This window comes from Pseudomonas sp. MF6755, from assembly GCF_016405635.1.
GTDB classification, from domain to species: domain Bacteria; phylum Pseudomonadota; class Gammaproteobacteria; order Pseudomonadales; family Pseudomonadaceae; genus Aquipseudomonas; species Aquipseudomonas haemolytica.
This window is the reverse complement of sequence record NZ_JAEKDA010000020.1, coordinates 1-21,029: the sequence shown is the minus strand read 5'-3', so window position 1 is coordinate 21,029 and position 21,029 is coordinate 1. Positions and strand designations below refer to the sequence as shown.

The following is a 21,029-nucleotide window of genomic DNA, read 5'->3' as shown; positions in this document are numbered from 1 at the left end:
ACGATGGCTATCAGCATGACAGAAGCGGCTGCGCAGCACATTCGCCGCTCCCTGAATGGGCGCGGTAAAGGTGAGGGGATTCGTCTGGGTGTTCGCACCACAGGCTGTTCCGGCCTTGCCTACGTGCTGGAGTTTGTCGACGAGGTGGTTGCGGAAGACCAGGTGTTCGAAAGTCACGGCGAAAAAGTGATCATCGACCCTAAGAGCCTGACCTACCTGGACGGCACCGAACTCGATTTCGTCAAGGAAGGGTTGAACGAAGGCTTCAAGTTCAACAACCCCAACGTACGCGGTGAATGTGGCTGCGGCGAAAGCTTCAACATCTGAGGCTACTTGTGGGTACTCCTTGTCATTTCGCTTTATTCGAGCTGCAGCCGAGCTTTCGGCTGGACCTCGAGCAGCTTGCCACGCGCTACCGAGAATTGGCGCGCGGGGTGCATCCGGACCGCTTCGCTGACGCTTCCGAGCGTGAGCAACGCCTGGCCCTGGAGCAATCGGCCAGCCTCAACGAAGCCTATCAGACGCTCAAAAGCCCTGCGAAACGCGCGCGCTACCTGCTCGCGATGAACGGTGGTGAGTTGCCGTTGGAAGTCACGGTGCACGATCCTGACTTCCTCATGCAGCAGATGCAGTGGCGCGAAGAGCTCGAAGATTTGCAGGACGAAGCCGATGTGGCTGGCGTCGCGGTCTTCAAGCGCCGTCTAAAAAACGCCCAGGATGAGCTCAACGAAAGCTTCGCAGCCTGTTGGGATGATGCTGTGCAACGCGAACAGGCCGAACGCCTGATGCGGCGCATGCAGTTCCTCGACAAGCTCACCTACGAAGTGCGCCAGCTAGAAGAGCGCCTCGACGATTAACCCAGTGCTGCCCGTGATGCACGCCTGATAGACAGATAAGACCTGATTACCATGGCCCTACTGCAAATCGCCGAACCCGGCCAAAGCCCTCAACCGCACCAGCGTCGCCTGGCGGTCGGGATTGACCTGGGCACCACCAATTCCCTGGTCGCCGCCTTGCGCAGCGGCCTGTCCGAGCCACTGCCCGACGCCGATGGCCAGGTGATCCTGCCGTCTGCTGTGCGCTATCACGCTGATCGTACCGAAGTCGGCGAGTCGGCCAAGCTGGCAGCGTCCTCGGACCCCCTCAATACCGTGCTATCGGTCAAGCGCTTGATGGGTCGTGGTCTGTCCGACGTCAAGCAGTTGGGCGATCAGCTGCCGTACCGCTTTGTGGGCGGTGAGTCCCATATGCCGTTCATCGACACCATCCAGGGGCCTAAAAGCCCGGTGGAAGTGTCAGCCGATATCCTCAAGGTGCTACGCCAGCGTGCGGAAACTACCTTGGGCGGTGAACTGGTCGGCGCGGTGATCACTGTTCCTGCGTATTTCGACGATGCTCAGCGTCAAGCCACCAAGGATGCGGCGAAACTCGCCGGTCTGAACGTGCTGCGCCTGCTGAACGAGCCGACTGCGGCCGCTGTGGCCTATGGCTTGGATCAGCACGCTGAAGGCCTGGTTGCTATCTATGACCTGGGCGGTGGCACCTTTGATATCTCGATTCTGCGCCTGACCGGCGGTGTGTTCGAAGTGCTGGCCACCGGTGGCGATACTGCCCTGGGCGGCGATGACTTCGACCACGCGATTGCCGGCTGGATCATCACCAGCGCCGGTTTGTCTGCCGACCTGGACCCGGGCGCGCAGCGTAATCTGCTGCAAACTGCCTGTGCGGCCAAAGAAGCACTTACCGATGCCGCTTCTGCTGAGGTTTCCTACGGTAGCTGGTCGGCCCAGCTGACTCGCGAAGCTTTCGATACGCTGATCGAGCCCATGGTCGCTCGCAGCCTCAAGGCGTGTCGCCGTGCCGTGCGTGACTCCGGTGTCGAGCTGGAAGACGTGGCCGCTGTGGTCATGGTCGGCGGTTCGACCCGCGTCCCACGGGTTCGCGAAGCCGTGGCCGAAGCCTTTGGTCGCCAGCCGCTGACTGAAATCGACCCGGATCAAGTCGTCGCCATCGGTGCCGCGATCCAGGCCGATACCTTGGCCGGCAACAAGCGCGATGGTGGCGAATTGCTGCTGCTCGACGTGATCCCGCTGTCCCTGGGGCTGGAAACCATGGGCGGCTTGATGGAGAAGGTGATTCCACGCAACACCACCATCCCCGTCGCCCGCGCCCAGGATTTCACCACTTACAAAGACGGCCAGACGGCCATGATGATTCATGTGCTGCAAGGCGAGCGTGAGCTGATCAGCGACTGCCGCTCGCTGGCGCGCTTTGAATTGCGCGGTATCCCGGCCATGGTCGCGGGTGCGGCGAAGATTCGCGTGACCTTCCAGGTCGATGCCGATGGCCTGCTCAGCGTGGCTGCTCGTGAGCTGGCTTCGGGTGTTGAAGCCAGCATTCAGGTCAAGCCGTCCTACGGCCTGACCGACGGTGAAATCGCCAAGATGCTTAAGGATTCGTTCCAGTACGCCGGTGACGACAAGGTCGCCCGCGTACTGCGTGAACAGCAAGTGGATGCCCAGCGCCTGCTCGAAGCGGTGCAGGGCGCCCTTGAAGCCGATGGTGAGCGTCTGCTCGATGCTGAAGAACGCATGGTCATCGACCTGCAGATGCAGGAACTGGCCGAATTGATGAAAGGCAACGATGGCTATGCCATCGAGCAGCAGACCAAGCGTCTGTCGCAAGTGACTGATGCCTTTGCCGCCCGCCGCATGGATCAGACGGTGAAAGCCGCGCTGGCGGGGCGCAACCTGAATGAAATCGAGGAATAACTGATGCCGCAGGTCACTTTTCTACCGCACGCCGAACATTGCCCGGAAGGCATGGTCGTGGAGGCTGAGACCGGCAAGTCCATCCTCGAAGTCGCGCATGACCACCACATCGAGATCGAAAGTGCCTGTGGCGGCGTTAATGCCTGCACCACGTGTCACTGCGTCATTCGTAAAGGTTTCGATAGCCTCAACGAGGCCGATGATCTGGAAGAAGACTATCTTGATAGGGCGTGGGGCCTGGAGCCGACGTCGCGTCTGAGTTGTCAGGCGAAAGTGGGGACTGAAGACCTCACCGTCGAAATTCCGAAATATTCGCTCAACCATGCGGCCGAAGCGCCGCATTGATTCAAGGAAATGTCATGAGCCTGAAATGGGTTGATGTACAAGAAATCGCTATACAACTTGCTGAAGCTCATCCTGAGGTCAATCCTCTTACTGTGAACTTCGTCAAGCTGCGCAATCTGGTGGTGGAACTGCCGGACTTCGACGACATCCCTGACCGGGGTGGCGAAAAGGTTCTGGAGGCGATTCAAGGCCTGTGGATCGAAGAAGCAGACTGAGCCGCCTTTTTACGCAGTTAGGCAATACCCAATAACCCGCGTATAATTCGCGGGTTTAATTTTTCGTAAATTACCGTTTCTGGAGTTACACCATGGCTGTTCAACGTACTTTCTCCATCATCAAGCCTGACGCAGTTGCAAAAAACGTCATCGGCGAGATCACCACTCGTTTCGAAAAAGCCGGCCTGAAGGTTGTAGCTTCGAAACTCAAGCAACTGTCCAAGGCTGAAGCTGAAGGCTTCTACGCTGAGCACAGCGCTCGTGGCTTCTTCGGCGACCTGGTTGCCTTCATGATCTCCGGTCCTGTTGTTGTCCAGGTTCTGGAAGGCGAAAACGCTATCGCTCTGAACCGTGAGCTGATGGGCGCTACCAACCCTAAAGAAGCCGCTGCCGGCACCATCCGTGCTGACTTCGCTGAGTCCATCGACGCCAACGCTGTTCACGGTTCGGACTCCGAAGCCGCTGCTGCTCGCGAAATCTCGTACTTTTTCGCTGCTACTGAAGTAACCGCTCGCTAAGCATCGGCTTAAAGAGTGAGGGTGAATCCATGACTACATCGACTGTTAAAACCAACCTGCTGGGTCTGACTCAGCCGGAAATGGAGAAATTCTTCGACTCAATCGGGGAGAAGCGTTTCCGTGCCGGTCAGGTAATGAAGTGGATTCACCACTTTGGCGTCGACGATTTCGACGCCATGACGAACGTCAGCAAGGCCCTGCGCGACAAGCTCAAGGCCATTGCCGAGGTACGTGGTCCCGAGGTTGTCAGCGAGGACATTTCCAGCGACGGCACCCGTAAGTGGGTGGTGCGCGTGGCGTCCGGCAGCTGCGTCGAGACCGTGTACATTCCCCAGGGCAAACGCGGCACCTTGTGCGTTTCGTCCCAGGCAGGCTGTGCCCTGGATTGCAGTTTCTGCTCCACCGGCAAGCAAGGCTTCAATAGCAACCTTACCGCCGCCGAAGTCATCGGCCAGGTGTGGATTGCCAACAAATCCTTTGGCAGCGTCCCGGCGACCGTCGACCGTGCCATCACCAACGTGGTGATGATGGGCATGGGTGAGCCGCTGCTGAACTTCGACAACGTGATTGCGGCCATGCACCTGATGATGGACGACCTGGGCTACGGCATCTCCAAGCGCCGTGTGACTCTGTCGACCTCCGGCGTGGTACCGATGATCGATGAGCTGGCCAAGCACATCGACGTCTCCCTGGCGTTGTCGCTGCACGCACCCAATGACGCATTGCGTAACCAATTGGTGCCGATCAACAAGAAGTATCCGCTTAAGATGCTGCTCGAATCTTGCCAGCGCTACATGGCGACCCTGGGTGAGAAGCGGGTGCTGACCATTGAGTACACCATGCTCAAGGACATCAACGACAAGGTCGAGCACGCGGTCGAGATGATCGAATTGCTCAAGAACACCCCGTGCAAGATCAACTTGATTCCGTTCAACCCGTTTCCTCATTCTGGCTACGAGCGGCCGAGCAACAACGCCATCCGCCGTTTCCAGGATCAACTGCACCAGGCCGGCTACAACGTCACCGTGCGCACCACCCGTGGTGAAGACATCGACGCCGCCTGTGGTCAATTGGTAGGGCAGGTGATGGACCGCACCCGCCGCAGCGAACGTTATATCGCCGTGCGCGAACTTAACGCCGCTGAAGATTTGCCGCAAATTGCTGTGAATCGAATCTGAGAGAGGATCTCTATGCCCTTGCGCCTTGCGCTGCTTTTACTGGTTACCGGCCTCGTGGCCGGTTGCGTTTCATCGGGCCATGACAGCCCTTTGCAAACGGATAAAGGCCGTGATGAGGCGCGAGTTGCCTATGTGCAACTGGGTTTGGGTTACCTGCGCCAAGGCATGAGCGAGCAGGCCAAGGTGCCATTGAAAAAAGCCCTTGAGCTGGACCGCGATGATGCTGACGCCAATGCCGCACTGGCCCTCGTGTTCCAGGCCCAGGCCGAGCCTGAACTGGCCGACCGTTATTTCCACAAGGCCCTGGCCTCCCGTCCTGCCGACCCGCGGCTGCTGAACAACTACGGCAGTTTCCTGTTCGAGCAGAAACGCTATGACCTGGCGTCGCGTTATTTCCAGCAAGCTACCACCGATACCCTCTACCCAGAGCGTTCGCGGGTGTTCGAGAACCTCGGGGTGACCTCGCTGCGCCTCGGCCAGCGCAACAGCGCGCGTCAGCAACTGGAAAAAGCCCTGCACCTGAACAACCGCCAACCCCGGGCATTGCTCGAAATGGCTGAGTTGTCTTACGAAGACAGGCATTATGTGCCTGCACGAGACTATTACGAGCGTTTTAGCCTGCTCAGTGGGCAAAATGCACGTAGTCTATTGCTCGGTGTGCGCCTGGCGACGGTTCATGAAGAACACGACACGGCCGCACGTTTTGGCCAGCAACTCGAACGACTCTATCCCGGTACGCCGGAATATCAGCAATACCTGTCGGAGCAATGATGAAAGCCGCGCACCCGGAAGATGTAGCAGCTAATCGCGTAAACCCAGGCGAAACCTTGCGTCAGGCCCGCGAAAGCAATGGTTGGTCGCTGGCGGAAGTGGCCCTCAAGCTCAATTTGACCAGCACGTCCCTGGCCAACCTGGAAGCCGGCGCGTTCGACAAGCTGCCTGGGCACACGTTTGCCCGCGGCTATATTCGCGCCTATGCCAAGTTGCTGGGTATCGACCAGACCGTGCTGGTGCAGGAGTTCGACCAGTTCACCGGTACCGACTCCCAGGGCAGTAATGTCCATGGCCTGGGCCGGATCGAAGAGCCGACGCGGGTTTCCCACACGATTTTGCGGATTGTCAGCCTGTTGCTACTCATCGCTGTGATCGGCGGCGGTTTCGTCTGGTGGCAAGACCAGGCCTCCCAGCGCAGCAAAGACCTGACCAGCAACGCCCTGGAGCACGTCGAAGTCGAAAGCGCCGATGGCACCACCCAGATTCATCCGCTGGATGAGCCGGAAGACCAGGCCGTTGCAGAAGGGCAAACAACGCCAGAAGCGCCGGCCACTGCTGAGCAGCCAGTGCCAGAAACCGGCACGGCACCGGCACCGGCTGCGACTGCAGCGGTACCGGCGGCTCCAGCCACTACGACAGCGCCTGTGGCCCAGGCTCCAGCCGCAGCGACACCTGCGGCTGCGCCACCGGCCACCGCGCCAGCCGCACCGGCGATGTCGCCTCCCACCACCCCAGCGTTGATCGCCGGTGACGGGCGCGTACAGATTACCTTCATCGCTGACTGCTGGACGCAGGTCACCGATGGCAACGGCAAAGTGCTGTTCAGCGGTTTGAAGCGTAAGGGAGATACGCTTGACCAGGGCGGCAAGCCTCCTTTGACGCTGCGTCTGGGCTTTGCCCGTGGCGCGCAAGTGGCCTACAACGGCCAGCCTGTAGACGTGGCGCCGTTCACCAGTGGCGAGACTGCTCGCCTCAAGTTGGGACAATAGTCATGCACGGCGAATCTCCAATCAAACGTCGCGTATCGCGCAAGATCTGGGTCGGCTCGGTGCCGGTGGGTGGCGATGCCCCTATCGCAGTGCAAAGCATGACCAACAGCGACACCAACGATGTGGCCGCCACCGTGGCCCAGATCAACCGTCTGGAAGCGGCCGGCGTGGACATCGTGCGGGTTTCCGTACCGGATATGGATGCAGCCGAGGCCTTCGGACGCATCAAACAGTTGGTGAAGGTGCCGCTGGTTGCCGACATTCACTTCGACTACAAGATCGCGTTGCGCGTCGCCGAGCTGGGTGTGGACTGCTTGCGTATCAACCCGGGCAACATTGGTCGCGAAGACCGTGTGCGTGCCGTGGTGGATGCGGCCCGTGATCGCGGTATCCCGATCCGCATCGGCGTCAACGCCGGTTCGCTGGAAAAAGACCTGCAGAAAAAATACGGTGAGCCGACGCCGGCGGCGTTGGTCGAGTCGGCCCTGCGCCACGTCGAACACCTCGAACGCCTGAATTTCCAGGACTTCAAGGTCAGCGTAAAGGCCTCCGATGTGTTCATGGCAGTAGAGGCCTACCGCCTGTTGGCCAAGGAAATCGTGCAACCGCTGCACCTGGGTATCACTGAAGCGGGCGGTTTGCGTTCAGGCACAGTGAAATCTGCCGTGGGTCTCGGTATGCTGCTCGCCGAAGGGATTGGCGATACTATCCGCATCTCCCTGGCGGCAGACCCCGTAGAGGAAGTGAAAGTCGGCTACGACATTCTCAAATCCCTGCGTTTGCGTTCCCGTGGCATCAACTTCATTGCCTGCCCGAGCTGCTCGCGGCAGAACTTCGACGTGGTGAAAACCATGAACGACCTGGAGTTGCGCCTCGAAGACCTGCTGGTGCCGCTGGATGTCGCGGTGATCGGTTGTGTGGTCAACGGGCCGGGCGAAGCCAAGGAAGCCCATGTGGGCCTGACTGGCGGTACGCCGAACCTGATTTACATCGACGGCAAGCCGTCGCAGAAGCTAACGAATGACAATCTGGTGGATCAGCTGGAAAAGCTGATCCGCGAGAAAGCGGCCGAGAAGGTCGCCGCTGACGCAGCGCTGATCGCTCGCGGCTGATTGAACGAATTTAAGGATTTGATGTGAGCAAGTCTCTGCAAGCCATTCGTGGCATGAACGACATCCTGCCGGAGCAGACGCCACTGTGGCGCTACTTCGAAAGCACGGTCGCGCGTCTGTGTGATAACTACGGTTACAAGCAGATCCGCACGCCGATCGTCGAGTTCACCGAGCTGTTCAAGCGCTCCATCGGTGAAGTGACCGACATCGTCGAAAAAGAGATGTACACCTTTGAAGACCGCAACGGCGACTCTCTGACCCTGCGTCCGGAAGGCACTGCCGCATGCGTGCGCGCCGTTCTGGAACATGGCATCACCGGTGGTGGCCAGACCCAGAAAATGTGGTACATCGGCCCGATGTATCGCCACGAGCGCCCGCAGAAAGGCCGTTACCGCCAATTCCACCAGATCGGTTGCGAAGTCTTCAACCTTGACGGCCCGGACATCGACGCCGAGCTGATCGTGCTGACCTGGCGCCTGTGGGGCCAACTGGGCATCCGCGATGCGGTCAAGCTCGAACTCAACAGCCTGGGCACCAGCGAGTCCCGGGGCCGCTACCGCGAAGCCCTGGTCGAGTACCTGTCTGCCCACCTGGACAAGTTGGACGAAGACAGCCAGCGCCGCCTGAAAACCAACCCGTTGCGCGTCCTTGATACCAAGAACGCCGACACCCAGGCTGTATTGGTCGACGCGCCGAAAATGGCCGACTACCTGGACGACGAATCGCGCACGCACTTCGAGGGCCTTAAGGCTCGCCTGGATGCGGCCGGTATTCCGTACGTGATCAACCCGAAACTGGTGCGCGGCCTCGACTACTACAGCAAGACCGTGTTCGAGTGGGTCACCGACAAACTGGGTGCCCAGGGCACCGTGTGTGCCGGTGGTCGTTACGACGGCCTGGTCGAGCAAATGGGTGGCAAGCCGACCACGGGCGTAGGTTTTGCCATGGGTATCGAGCGGTTGATCCTGCTGCTGGAAACCCTGGAGCAGGTTCCGGAAGAAATTTCTCGTCAGGTGGACGTGTACCTGTGCGCCTTTGGCGAGGCCGCCGAACTGGCTGCCCTGGCCTTGAGCGAAAAAGTGCGCGACCAGTTGCCGAACCTGCGCCTGCAGATCAATGCCGGCGCCGGTAGCTTCAAGAGCCAGTTCAAGAAGGCCGACAAGAGCGGTGCGCTGTATGCACTGATCCTCGGCGATGACGAGTTGGCCCAGCGAGTGATAGGTTTCAAACCCCTGCGTGGCCAGGGCGAACAACAGAACATTGCCTTTGATGCGCTTGCTGCGCACTTGGCCACCTGCGTCGTGCAGGGTTGAAGCTGTCGAACAGCCGAATTTAGCGATTAAGGAGTATTGGGGTGTCGAGTACTGATGATGAGCAACTGGCCGAGTTCAAGGACTGGTGGCAGCGTAACGGCAAGCCCCTGGTTACTGGCGGCCTGCTGGCTTTAGTGGTGGTGTTCGGCTGGCAAGCCTGGACCAAGTATCAGGCCAACCAGTCCCAAGGCGCCTCGATCGTTTATCAGCAATTGCTGGAAACTACCCTGACGCCGGACGGCAAGCCTGATCCTGCGCAGGTTGCAGACCTGGCCGGCAAGCTGAAGAACGAATTCGGCGGTAGCACCTACGCCCAGTACGGCAGCCTGTTCGTCGCGAAAGTCGCGGTCGACACCGGCAAGCTGGATGACGCCGCCACCGAACTGAAGGCCATCGCCGACAAGCCGACCAACCCGACCCTGGGTGAAATCGCACGTCAGCGCCTGGCGCAGGTATTGGCGGCACAGAACAAGGCTGACGAAGCACTCAAACTGCTCGACGGCGATGCTGACAAGGCATTCGTGGCCACTCGCGAAGAGCTCAAGGGCGACCTGTTGGTCCAATTGGGTCGTACCGACGAAGCCCATGCTGCGTACCAAAAAGCCAAGGCGGCGCTGTCTGATGAAGCGGCGGTCGGTGGCTTACAAATCAAGCTCGACGACTTGGCCAAAGGGGATGCGTGACGTGATCCGTTGGAAACATGCAGCATTGCTGGCTCTGGCCGTTTTGGCCGCGGGTTGCAGCAGCAACAGCAAAAAAGAACTGCCGCCTGCCGAGCTGACCAGCTTCAAGGAAGAAGTGGTCCTGCAAAAGCAGTGGAGCCGCTCCGTTGGTGATGGTCAGGGCGACCTCTACAACCTGTTGCAGCCGGCAATCGACGGCGACAACATCGTGGCCACCGACTCCACTGGCGTAGTCATTGCCATGGATCGCATGAATGGCGACGTGAAGTGGAAGAAAGACCTCGAGCTGCCGGTTTCCGGTGGTGTGGGCGTCGGCTACGGCATGGTGCTGATCGGCACGCTCAAAGGTGACGTGGTCGCACTGGACTCCAGCAACGGTGAAGAGAAATGGCGCGCTCGCGTGACCAGTGAAGTGCTCTCGGCGCCGGCGACCAACGGCGATATCGTCGTGGTGCAAACCCAGGATGACCGCGTGATTGGCCTGGATGCCTCTACCGGCAACCAGCGCTGGTTGTACGACAGCACCCCTGCGGTGTTGACCCTGCGTGGTACCAGTGGTCCGATTGTGACCAACAACCTCGCCGTTGCTGGCCTGTCGACCGGTAAAGTGGTCGCCCTGAATACCCAGAACGGCGTGCCGGCCTGGGAAACCCGTGTGGCCATCCCGCAAGGTCGTTCCGAGCTGGATCGCGTCGTGGACATCGACGGTGGCTTGCTGCTGTCGGGTGAAACCCTCTATGTGGCCACCTACCAGGGCCGTGTTGCCGCGTTGGACCTGCAAAGCGGTCGCATCAACTGGCAGCGTGATGCTTCCAGCTATGCGGGTGTCGCCCAAGGGTTTGGCAGCGTCTATGTCAGCCTGGCATCCGGCACTGTTGAAAGCGTCGATGAGCGTTCCACCACGGCACTGTGGAGCAACGACTCCCTGGCGCGCCGTCAGCTGTCGGCACCGGAAGTTTTCTCCAGCTACGTAGCGGTAGGTGACTTCGAAGGTTACCTGCACCTGCTGAGCCAGGTGGACGGTCGCTTTGTAGGCCGCCAACGTATCGACAGCGACGGCCTGCGTGCGCGTCCGCTGGTGGTAGGTAACATGCTTTATGTGTATGGCAACGGCGGCACGCTGGAAGCCCTGACCATCAAGTAAAGCTTTGACTATGCTTGGGGTAACCCCCAGGCGGCCCTGTTTCAATGCCTGCTGCTGCAGGCGCCAGAGCAGGGCATGTGGCATTCAAATGCCGCCCCGAGCACCAGCCGCTGCCTTGCAGCGGCTTTTGTATTTTCTGAAATAACGAAGTGGAGAGCCGCATGGTTCCCGTAATCGCCCTGGTGGGCCGACCTAACGTCGGCAAGTCCACCTTGTTCAACCGCCTGACCAGGACTCGCGACGCCATCGTCGGCGACTTGTCCGGTCTGACCCGTGATCGCCAATACGGTGAGGCAAAGTGGCAAGGGCGCTCCTACATTATTGTCGACACCGGTGGTATTTCCGGTGACGAACACGGCATGGACGAAAAGATGGCCGAGCAGTCGCTGCTGGCCATTGAAGAAGCTGATGTCGTGTTGTTCCTGGTAGACGCCCGTGCGGGCTACACCGCTGCCGACCAGATGATTGGCGAGCACCTGCGCAAGCGCAACAAGCGTTCCTATCTGGTTGCCAACAAGATCGATAACATCGATCCTGAGGCGGCCCGTGCCGAATTCAGCCCGATGGGCCTGGGCGACGCGATCCCGGTCGCCGGTGCCCACGGTCGTGGCATCACCCAAATGCTGGAAATCGCCCTGCGCGACTTCCCCAAGGATGACGTCGAGGAAGAAGAGGGCATCGATGAGATCGTTGCCGAAGGTGAGGAAGCCAAGCGCATTCCTGGCCCGAGCGAAAAAGACGGTATCAAGATCGCCATCATCGGTCGCCCGAACGTCGGCAAGTCGACCCTGGTCAACCGTATGCTCGGTGAAGACCGCGTTATCGTCTACGACGAACCCGGTACCACCCGTGACAGTATCTACATCCCGTTCGAGCGTAACGACGAGAAGTACACGCTGATCGACACCGCAGGTGTGCGTAAGCGCGGCAAGATCCACGAAGAAGTTGAAAAGTTCTCCGTGGTCAAAACCCTGCAGGCGATCAAAGACGCCAACGTGGTGATCTTCGTGATGGACGCCCGCGAGGGCGTGGTAGACCACGACCTCAACTTGCTGGGCTTTGCCCTGGAAGCTGGCCGGGCCCTGGTGATCGCGATCAACAAGTGGGACGGCATGACGCCGAGCGAGCGCGATTTCGTCAAGATCGAGCTGCAGCGTCGGTTGTTCTTCGTTGAGTTCGCCGATATCCACTTTATCTCGGCACTGCACGGTACCGGCGTAGGCAACCTCTATGCGTCCGTACAGAACTCGTTCAAGTCTGCGGTCACCCGCTGGCCAACCAACCGCCTGACCCAGATCCTCGAAGACGCAGTGGGCGAGCACGCCCCTCCGATGGTTAACAACCGTCGGATCAAGCTGCGTTACGCCCACTTGGGTGGTGCCAACCCGCCGATTATCGTGATCCACGGTAACCAGATCGAGAAGGTGCCCAAGTCCTACGTGCGTTACCTGGAAAACACCTACCGCCGTGTCTTGAAACTGGTCGGTACGCCGATCCGTATCGAGTTCAAGGGTGGCGAGAACCCATACGAAGGCAACAAGAACACATTGACTGACCGTCAGGTGAACAAGAAGCGTCGTTTGATGACTCACCACAAGAAGGCCGACAAGAAGCGCCGCGACAAGAAATAGCAGCCGCTTCAAGTTGTAAGCGACACGCTGCAAGAGAGGGCTCCTTTGGAGCCCTTTTTTGTGCGCGTTAGTTTGTCGCTTGACCTGCTTGCAGCTTGCAGCTTAAAACTTGCAGCTCAGCCGAAGGGGGCTCCCATGATCACCAGTAAGCTGCCGAACGTCGGCACGACCATTTTCACCACCATGTCGCAACTGGCGGCCGAAACTGGCGCACTCAACCTGTCCCAGGGATTTCCCGACTTCAATGGCCCGCAAGCTTTGCTCGATGCGGTGGGCAAGCATATTGCCCTCGGTCATAACCAGTACGCGCCGATGACGGGCCTGCCGGTGCTGCGTCAACAAGTGGCGGCGAAGATCGCGCGCAGCTATGGCGCCACGGCGGATGCCGACAGCGAAGTGACCATCACCCCTGGGGCCACAGAGGCGATCTTCTGCGCCATTCAGGCGGTGATTCGCAACGGCGATGAAGTTATCGTGTTCGACCCCTGTTACGACAGCTATGAGCCTTCTGTCGAACTGGCCGGTGGCCGTTGCGTGCATGTGCAGTTGAGCCTGCAAGGCTTCGCCCTGGACTTCGAGAATATCAAGGCTGCGCTCTCACCGCGTACGCGGATGATCATCCTCAACACCCCGCACAACCCTACCGGCGCATTGATCAGCCGCGCCGAGCTGGACCAGTTGGCCGAACTGATCCGCGACCGCGATATCTACCTGATCAGCGATGAGGTCTACGAACACCTGGTATTCGACGGCGTGCCCCACATCAGCGTACTTGCCCACGAAGAGCTGTATCAGCGCGCGTTCGTGGTCAGCTCCTTCGGCAAGACCTATCACGTGACTGGCTGGAAAACCGGCTACGTGGTCGCCCCACCGGCCCTCAGCGCCGAACTGCGCAAGGTGCATCAATATGTCAACTTCTGCGGCGTAACCCCTTTGCAGTACGCTTTGGCTGACTTCATGGCCGAACACCCGGAGCATGTGGAAGAACTGCCGGCTTTTTACCAAGCCAAGCGCGACCTGTTCTGCGACCTGCTGGCGCAGTCCCGCTTCAGCTTTACCCGGGTGAGCGGTACTTACTTCCAACTGGTGGATTACTCGCAGATTCGCCCGGACCTGGATGACGTCGCCATGTCCCTGTGGATGACCCGCGAGCACGGCGTGGCGACGATACCGGTCTCGGTGTTCTACCAGCACCCACCCCAAGGCCAGCGCCTGGTGCGCTTGTGCTTTGCCAAACGCGAGGAGACGCTGCAACGAGCAGCGGAAAAACTATGCGTGATTTGAGTGCACTACCGAACCTGAATATCGCCCTGATCCAGACCAGCCTGGCGTGGCATGATCGCCAGGCCAATTTCGAGCATTTTGAACTGCTGCTGGAGCAAGTCAGCGGCGCCGACCTGATCGTGCTGCCGGAGATGTTCACCACCGGTTTCTCCATGGAATCGGCCTCTCTGGCCGAGCCAGAAAACGGCCCGACCCATCATTGGCTCCAGGCGCAGGCGGCGAAATACAACGCGGTGATCACTGGAAGTGTGATTATCCAGGCCGCCGATGGCAGCCATCGCAACCGCCTGCTGTGGGCCAGGCCGGATGGCGAGGTGCTGCATTACGACAAGCGCCACCTGTTCCGCATGGCCGGCGAACACGATCACTACACCCCCGGCGAGCGCCAGGTGCAGTTTGAGTTGAAGGGATGGCGTATTCGCCCGTTGATTTGCTACGACCTGCGCTTTCCGGTGTGGAGCCGTGACGCCCAGGACACCGATCTGCTGTTGTACACCGCCAATTGGCCCGGTGCGCGGCGTCAGCATTGGAACCGCTTACTGCCAGCGCGGGCGATTGAAAACCTGTGTTATGTGGCGGCGGTGAATCGGGTGGGCACGGATGGCAAGGGCTTTGCCTACACCGGGGATAGTCAGGTACTGGATTTCCAGGGCGAGACCTTGCTGAGTGCCGGGGAGGCGGACGGGGTGTTTCAGGTGATCCTGGATGCGGCGGAGTTGGCTGCTTATCGCACTAGGTTTCCGGCGAACCTGGATGCCGATAGCTTTCAGTTCGTCTGATAGACCGCTTTCGCGAGCAAGCCCGCTCCCACATTTTGACCGTATTCACAAATCAATGTGGGAGCGGGCTTGCTCGCGAAGAGGGCATCAGCAACACCAAAAACCAAGTAAAAAGGCCCCTGGATTCGCATCCAGGGGCCTTTTGCATTTCAGCGCTGACGTTACGCCGCTTTCGCTTCCAACTGGCTCAACGAGCGGTTCAGCGCACTGAACAGTGCTTTGAAGCTGGCGGTGGTGATGTTTTCATCAATGCCCACGCCATGCACCGGACGCTCACCGTTCACGCGCAGTTCGATGTAGGCCGCCGCCTTGGCGTTGGTGCCCGCGCCGATCGCATGCTCGTTGTAGTCCATGATTTCCACACCAATCGGCAAGCCCGCCACCAGTGCTTCCAGCGCACCGTTGCCTTTGCCTTTCCAGTGCAGGTTGGTTTCGCCCTGGCCCTTGCCGGAGACTTCCACCTCGACGAAGCTATTGCCGTTCTCTTCCTGCAGGCGGTGGCTGACCAGCGCGTACGGCGTGTTGGCTTGCAGGTATTCACGCTGCAACAAGGCGTAGATCTGCGGTGCAGTCATCTCCAGGCCGACGCGGTCGGTTTCGGCCTGTACCACTTGGCTGAATTCGATCTGCATGCGACGCGGCAAGCTGATGTCGTATTCCTGTTCCAGCAGGTAGGCGATGCCGCCTTTGCCCGACTGGCTGTTCACACGAATCACCGCTTCGTAGCTGCGGCCAATGTCGGCCGGGTCGATCGGCAAGTAGGGTACTTCCCACAGCGCGTCGTCTTTCTGCTGGGCAAAGCCCTTGCGGATTGCGTCCTGGTGAGAGCCGGAGAACGCCGTGTGGACCAGGTCGCCCACATACGGGTGACGTGGGTGCACCTGGATCTGGTTGCACTCTTCGACAACTTTGCGCACGCCGTCGATATCGGAGAAATCCAGCTGCGGGTCCAGACCCTGGGTGTACATGTTCAGCGCCACAGTGACGAGGTCGACGTTACCGGTGCGCTCGCCGTTACCGAACAGGCAGCCTTCGACGCGGTCGGCGCCGGCCATCAGGCCCAACTCGGTGGCGGCTACGCCGGTGCCACGGTCGTTGTGGGTGTGCAGGCTGATGATCACGCTGTCGCGACGGTTGATATGGCGACCGAACCACTCGATCTGGTCGGCATAGATGTTCGGCGTGGCGCATTCAACCGTAGCCGGCAGGTTGAGGATCATCTTGTGCTCAGGCGTCGGGTTCCACACCTCGATTACGGCATCGCAGACTTCCTTGGCGAATTCCAGCTCAGTGGCGCTGAAGGTCTCCGGGGAGTATTCGAAGGTCCACTGGGTTTCCGGCTGCTGGGCAGCATATTTGACGAACAGCTTGGCCGCGTTGACCGCGATGGCCTTGATGCCGTCCTTGTCCTGGTTGAACACGATGCGGCGGAACGACGGCGACGTGGCGTTGTACAAGTGCACGATGGCTTTCTTGGCACCGCGCAGGGATTCGAAGGTACGCGCGATCAAGTCTTCACGGCCCTGGGTCAGCACCTGGATGGTGGTGTCCTCGGGGATGTGGTTGTCTTCGATCAGGGTGCGCACGAAGTCGAAGTCGGTCTGCGACGCGGCCGGGAACGAGGCTTCGATTTCCTTCACGCCAACGGCAACCAGGGTCTTCCAGAAGCGCAGCTTTTTCGCGGCGTCCATTGGCTCGATCAGCGACTGGTTGCCATCACGCAGGTCGGAGCTGCACCAGATCGGCGCGGTGGTGATGGTCTTCGATGGCCAGGTGCGGTCCGGGATATCGATGGTCGGGAACGCGCGGTACTTCGAAGACGGGTCTTTGAGCATGCTCATCGGGAAATCCTTTGTTGTAAGGGCCGAGAAAAGGCGGCCTGCCGTAGAACTGTTTTTAGGGATAAAGCGTAGGGACGAGGCAGAACGATTCAGCCTGGCAGTCGTGCGCTGACGAGGCACAGGCTACGGTGCTGGCGAAGCTGAATGAGGGTGTGAGAGGTTTTCATAAGCCCAACCCTAACCGTGGGCAGGGGAGATGGCAAGAGCTCAGGAAAAATTGATAGATTTTCTGAGTAAGTCAGGTTTTAAGAGCGATTATTGCTGTTTTTTCTATTTTTGGTGATTATTGTTGCGCGTGTATCGTGAGGTGCGCAATCTCATTGGCCGGGGTTAAAGTGAGGTTCAGGGAGTGTGGACGCAATGGTGTCTGGCTCACCATTGCGTAAGCAACGAACGACTGGGTGCACTCAAGTCACTTTCTGGAACACCTGATAATCCCCTGCCGTGTGGCTTCCTGTTACGACTGCGCCGGGATCCCGTCGGACTGAGGGGCCGCTGATGGCAACACTCTTGTTGAATGCAGTGTCCGGGTAAACGCCTATCCCAACGCCACCATTGAGTTCGGCCAGGCCAGGAACGTTTCGAGTTGTGTTCATATGGGCCCTGCCTGCCAGCACCAGTACTTTTTCGCCTGGCTTGCGGTTTTGCAGGATACGGGTTGCGTAGTAGTTGACTTCCTGCAGGCGTGTAATGCCCCTGTCGTTGTCGCCGACACCCTTGAGGAAGTCAGGCATATCTGCGTGCCGTGTCAAATAGCGATGTTCAAGGGACCTGACGGTTATGCCATTGGCCTTGGCGAGTTGAACCAGCTCCGAGAGCGTGGGAGACGCGCCCGATGGTCGGTAAGCGCCCATGCCGGCATCTCGAAGTTGGCCGGTGGCGTTGGTTTCGGTGTTTTCGATATAGAACGTGGTCACACCGGCCTCTTTAAGGGCCTGCATGTTCTCTTTGATCATCTGGAAACTGGCGATTTCGTTGTGGGACTCGCCCAGTACGACGACGTCGCTGATTTCATAGGCCCTACGCAAAAGGTCGGCGGGAGATGTACCCGGGGCGATCTCCAGCCGAGGCGGGCGTGGCGGCATCTGCCCTCCTGTGATCATATTTTGGTAAAAACGATGAAGATCCCGCCTGAACCAAGCCCTGGCCACTGGCAAGTTTTTCGTGGTGAAGTCAGCCTCGACCAACCGACCGTTATTCATGCTGAGATACTCGGCGTCGGGTAATCTTTTCCCGGCGGGTGCTTCTGCCCCCGCCGAGGGCGCTCCTGGCACCGCTACCCGTGTCGGCATACCGCCCGGCAGTTGATTCAGTCGCCACTCACCCTTTCCTGCGTGTTGCACAGACGCCACGATTCTGCTGCTTCTGGGCGCAGTCGACGGGATAGTGGGGTCCAGGATATTGACCCAGCCGCTGCGTGCGTGAAAGGCCGAATCGATCTGATAAACCCTGCTCACAAGGGTACTGTCGGTAAAGCGGATGTACGAATTGCCGTCGACGTTATAGGTACCGTTCGACCGTAAGGGCTGGCCGCTGATTATTTCTTCGGATACGGCGTAGGCGCTGAGATCGCGGGTTGGGGGGGTGAGATTGGTCAAGCGGGGCGTGGCGACAGCGCTGGCACCCGTACTGGTTGAGGCGATCGCCGGGGGCAGACTATCAGGCGCCGGTAACGCTCTGGGCCCTGGGCGTGGTGTCAGCGCGCCGACCGTTGACGATTTGAATACCGGGCGCATTGGCGCGGCGCGAACATTGGAGATGCCCGATGCAGCCAGCGTGAAATCACTATAGACGGCGCGTGCCAGGCCAGGTTTTTTGATCAGGTGCGGCAAGATTCGACTATTGGCGCGCAGCGCGGTAACGCCGGCTTTGCCCAGGCGAACACCGGTTGAAACGCCTTTGCCGAGCACAGGGACCAGGTCTGCAAAGATCAAGGCCACTTCAACGCCGAACTCGATTTTGTTGAGGGTCGATTGCCGTGCAACTTCGGCACTGCTCACGGACTGGTGATCAGCTCGGTCGATCACCATCTGTACGTGTTGTTTGTACAAGTGATCCTGAACATTTCCCTCTATTGGCTTAAGACTTGTAGCACCACCCAGTAGCTTGACCGATGAAACTAGCACTTCGGAGGACAACAGCTTCATCGGGTTGAAAAGGTTGCTTTTAATCGCGTCCTTGAACTCAGCCACATCGTCCTTGCTGACCGGCGACTTTCTTTTCGCAATATAGGCTGCCCATCCTTCTTTACCCAGCAGGGCATCAAGCGCTTTATGGTCCGCCACTTCGCGAAAGGTGACGCCATCGGGGGCCTTGGGGGTATATAGCGCCAGCGACGAGTCCGTCTGATTGCCGATCACCATCACGCCCTGTACCGCTAGCCCTCGATGGATAAGGCTGTGGGCAACTACTGTCTTGCCCTCCACCTGGGAGCGGGTGGCAGGGTCGGGGTTACTGAGCACCGCGTCAACCAATAGGGCCGCACGTTTGGTGGTGGGGTTTTCGGTGGCTTGTTCTTTGTAGGCATCCGGGTTGAGCTCTGCCAGATAGGCTTCTTGCTCCATGGCATCTCTCAGGTTGGCCTTCCACGCTGTGCGCAATTGCGCAGCGCTACCCGATACGGCGTCGGGGTCCATCTCCTGTTTCAGCAGCTTGGTGTATTCACCCCCGACATCGGCGGCATTGACCAGCTGTTTAAGGGTGTCAGTGTCCAGGGAGACCGGTTCGCCGCTCGGGTCCAGGACGGGCCTGCCTTGCGTGTCGACCAGCGCCAGGGTCATTTTTATATCAGTGAACGTGCCCCTCTCGATGGCTGGAAAACCCGTTGGGTTCTTCAAGGCCAGGTCGGTCAGGGACACAGGATCTTGTCGGGAATAGAGAGGTTGGCCAGTTCCCCGTCCGCCATGTACACCGGTGCGGGTGTGAACCTGCACCATGAGTTTGTCTGCATCGACTTGCGCGTTCGGGTATCGCTTCTTGATGGCGGCATTCAGACGGTCGCGGGAGAAACTACCCAGGGACGGAATTTTTTCAAGCAATGGCGCCAGCGTATCCAGGCTACTTTCCTGCGTTTGCTCCAGCTGCATAAATACAGCTTCTTGAATGGGGGTCAGGTTTTTTAACCACTCGGGCTGGTTTTTGTCGACCAGCTTGGCGTCCCGGGCCAGCATGGCATTGCTGCCATCGAGCAGGTACGACCAATCGGCTGCATTATCGATGCCTTGGAGTGACGTGCTGTCGAGCAGTGGGTTTACGGTGTCGGCTGGCTTCAGCGCTGTGCTCAGGTGGGTGTTGATATCTGCATGTTGGCGCCTGAGCATCCAGGACATGGCTTCTGCCAATACATCCCCGGAAGACGGTTCGACACTGGACATCAGGTCTTGCCCAGTGATGGGGTCAGGTCCGTTCTGCAGGTGAGGTGATAGGGCCTGCACTAACAACTTGGCCCTGGTTGCGCCTTGATTCAGGCTATTGGCCAATGCCTGGAGCGCCTGTGCGGGCGTTGCGAACTCCTCGAACCCTTCGCTTGGCGTGTAGATCACCACGGGGCCATTCTTATCGTTGAGCTCAAGGGTGCGGCCCTTCGGCCAGGTGGGTGGCGTGGCACTTGAGCCGTCTTGACGAGTGATGAGAAACGCACCCGGCAGCATGGCGCCGCGTTCCGTTTTGTCATCGACGGTGATGGGATACACACCCAGGCGGTCGCCATCGGCGAATTTTTTTTCCCGGGCTTCCAGGGTGGGATAGCGCAGCGCATTGTCGATCAGCTCTTTGCCGGCCGCACTCAGGGTGCCATCGCTCACACGCAGTGCCGCCAGGATCGACAGCTGCTGTTTGTGCAGGGTCAATAATTGGCTTTGCGGCGACATTTGCACCGATGGTTGATTCTCAACCGGCTGCTGCGTGCTCCAGTATTCTTCAAGGGCCTGCGGGTATTGCGTGGCTATGTTGCGGGCAATGGAGTGCAACGAGCCTTCGGTGACGGCCGGCGTTTGTGCGTGACTGAATTCGGTGCGTATGCCGCGTTCTGGGCGTCTCAGCGTATTCGGGCTGGCCTGGATATCACGAATCATCCGCGCCAGCGCGGTCATCAAGGGTTCTGCAGACGCCAGCGATTCGCCGTCATCGTCGACACGGTATCGATTGAAACTTATCTGTTCGGCATTGAGCGGCCTGATAGCGGGGAACGCCGCTTCAAGTTGCGCCTGTACAAAGGCTTTGAAGCTGGGTTGCTGGCTGTGCAGGCGTTGCATGTCTTCAGTCAGAAGCGCGTGTTCAACGGTGAACGCTAATTGTTGGGTCGGTTTGAATTGCTTCAAAAGTTGCTGGTAGCGCATTCTGGCGGGGGCGATGCCGAACGCGGTGGGAGCAGCTGGATTGTCGGGGGCGTAGCTTGGAGCGGCGGTTAGCGGGGGGGAGGTTGGCTGCTGGAGGAGGATGGGGGGCGTAGGT

At 59.3% G+C, this 21,029-nt stretch carries 18 protein-coding genes; 16 read left to right on the top strand and 2 right to left on the bottom strand.

The features are described from left to right. Window positions 1-3 precede the first annotated feature (3 nt). The 16 genes from iscA (at window position 4) to JFT66_RS24010 (ending at window position 14,736) form a co-directional block, all read left to right on the top strand. Window positions 4-327 (top strand): iron-sulfur cluster assembly protein IscA, encoded by a 324-nt coding sequence (gene iscA / locus JFT66_RS24085; protein ID WP_003175963.1) that lies wholly within the window; start codon window positions 4-6, stop codon window positions 325-327. Between the two features lie 8 nt (window positions 328-335). Then, window positions 336-857: a co-chaperone HscB gene (gene hscB, locus JFT66_RS24080; protein ID WP_034115895.1), complete on the top strand. Its 522-nt coding sequence runs from the start codon at window positions 336-338 to the stop codon at window positions 855-857. 51 nt (window positions 858-908) lie between these two features. Further along, window positions 909-2,771, top strand: coding sequence for a Fe-S protein assembly chaperone HscA (gene hscA / locus JFT66_RS24075; protein ID WP_034115894.1), 1,863 nt, complete (start codon window positions 909-911; stop codon window positions 2,769-2,771). A gap of 3 nt (window positions 2,772-2,774) precedes the next feature. Further along, window positions 2,775-3,116 carry an ISC system 2Fe-2S type ferredoxin gene (gene fdx / locus JFT66_RS24070; RefSeq protein WP_034115893.1) on the top strand — a complete coding sequence of 114 codons (342 nt, stop codon included), beginning with the start codon at window positions 2,775-2,777 and terminating at the stop codon, window positions 3,114-3,116. Window positions 3,117-3,130: 14 nt separating this feature from the next. Beyond that, a complete protein-coding gene (gene iscX / locus JFT66_RS24065; protein WP_198860324.1) occupies window positions 3,131-3,331 on the top strand; it encodes a Fe-S cluster assembly protein IscX in 201 nt (66 codons plus the stop codon). 92 nt (window positions 3,332-3,423) lie between these two features. Further along, entirely contained in the window at window positions 3,424-3,849 is a 426-nt protein-coding gene (gene ndk, locus JFT66_RS24060) for a nucleoside-diphosphate kinase (RefSeq protein WP_003175956.1), read from the top strand. A 29-nt stretch (window positions 3,850-3,878) separates the two neighbouring features. After that, the gene (gene rlmN / locus JFT66_RS24055; protein WP_005791178.1) at window positions 3,879-5,027 is read left to right on the top strand and encodes a 23S rRNA (adenine(2503)-C(2))-methyltransferase RlmN; all 1,149 of its coding nucleotides are present in this window, start codon (window positions 3,879-3,881) and stop codon (window positions 5,025-5,027) included. Window positions 5,028-5,039: 12 nt separating this feature from the next. After that, window positions 5,040-5,798, top strand: coding sequence for a type IV pilus biogenesis/stability protein PilW (gene pilW, locus JFT66_RS24050; RefSeq protein ID WP_153839139.1), 759 nt, complete (start codon window positions 5,040-5,042; stop codon window positions 5,796-5,798). Continuing rightward, the gene (locus tag JFT66_RS24045; protein WP_153839138.1) at window positions 5,798-6,790 is read left to right on the top strand and encodes a RodZ domain-containing protein; all 993 of its coding nucleotides are present in this window, start codon (window positions 5,798-5,800) and stop codon (window positions 6,788-6,790) included. Before pilW ends, JFT66_RS24045 begins: the two co-directional genes overlap by 1 nt. 2 nt (window positions 6,791-6,792) lie before the next feature. Then, entirely contained in the window at window positions 6,793-7,902 is a 1,110-nt protein-coding gene (gene ispG, locus JFT66_RS24040) for a flavodoxin-dependent (E)-4-hydroxy-3-methylbut-2-enyl-diphosphate synthase (RefSeq protein WP_034115889.1), read from the top strand. 23 nt (window positions 7,903-7,925) lie between these two features. After that, entirely contained in the window at window positions 7,926-9,215 is a 1,290-nt protein-coding gene (gene hisS / locus JFT66_RS24035) for a histidine--tRNA ligase (protein WP_198860323.1), read from the top strand. A 41-nt stretch (window positions 9,216-9,256) separates the two neighbouring features. Further along, the gene (locus tag JFT66_RS24030) at window positions 9,257-9,898 is read left to right on the top strand and encodes a YfgM family protein (protein WP_003194010.1); all 642 of its coding nucleotides are present in this window, start codon (window positions 9,257-9,259) and stop codon (window positions 9,896-9,898) included. Beyond that, complete coding sequence (bamB, locus tag JFT66_RS24025) at window positions 9,891-11,042, top strand: outer membrane protein assembly factor BamB (RefSeq protein ID WP_034115887.1); 1,152 nt, start codon at window positions 9,891-9,893, stop codon at window positions 11,040-11,042. The genes JFT66_RS24030 and bamB overlap by 8 nt, the downstream gene beginning before the upstream one ends. A 161-nt stretch (window positions 11,043-11,203) precedes the next feature. After that, on the top strand, window positions 11,204-12,673 hold the full coding sequence (der, locus tag JFT66_RS24020) for a ribosome biogenesis GTPase Der (RefSeq protein WP_034115886.1): 1,470 nt from the start codon (window positions 11,204-11,206) through the stop codon (window positions 12,671-12,673). A gap of 135 nt (window positions 12,674-12,808) precedes the next feature. Further along, the gene (locus JFT66_RS24015; protein WP_198860322.1) at window positions 12,809-13,957 is read left to right on the top strand and encodes a pyridoxal phosphate-dependent aminotransferase; all 1,149 of its coding nucleotides are present in this window, start codon (window positions 12,809-12,811) and stop codon (window positions 13,955-13,957) included. Further along, window positions 13,945-14,736: an amidohydrolase gene (locus JFT66_RS24010; protein ID WP_198860321.1), complete on the top strand. Its 792-nt coding sequence runs from the start codon at window positions 13,945-13,947 to the stop codon at window positions 14,734-14,736. The genes JFT66_RS24015 and JFT66_RS24010 overlap by 13 nt, the downstream gene beginning before the upstream one ends. A 161-nt stretch (window positions 14,737-14,897) precedes the next feature. Here the strand turns inward: JFT66_RS24010 and leuA are convergent, their stop codons facing one another. Together leuA and JFT66_RS24000 are read right to left on the bottom strand one after the other, a co-directional pair. Then, window positions 14,898-16,577, bottom strand: coding sequence for a 2-isopropylmalate synthase (gene leuA / locus JFT66_RS24005; RefSeq protein ID WP_198860320.1), 1,680 nt, complete (start codon window positions 16,575-16,577; stop codon window positions 14,898-14,900). A 407-nt stretch (window positions 16,578-16,984) separates the two neighbouring features. Further along, window positions 16,985-20,914: a dermonecrotic toxin domain-containing protein gene (locus tag JFT66_RS24000; RefSeq protein WP_198860319.1), complete on the bottom strand. Its 3,930-nt coding sequence runs from the start codon at window positions 20,912-20,914 to the stop codon at window positions 16,985-16,987. Between the last annotated feature and the right edge of the window lie 115 nt (window positions 20,915-21,029).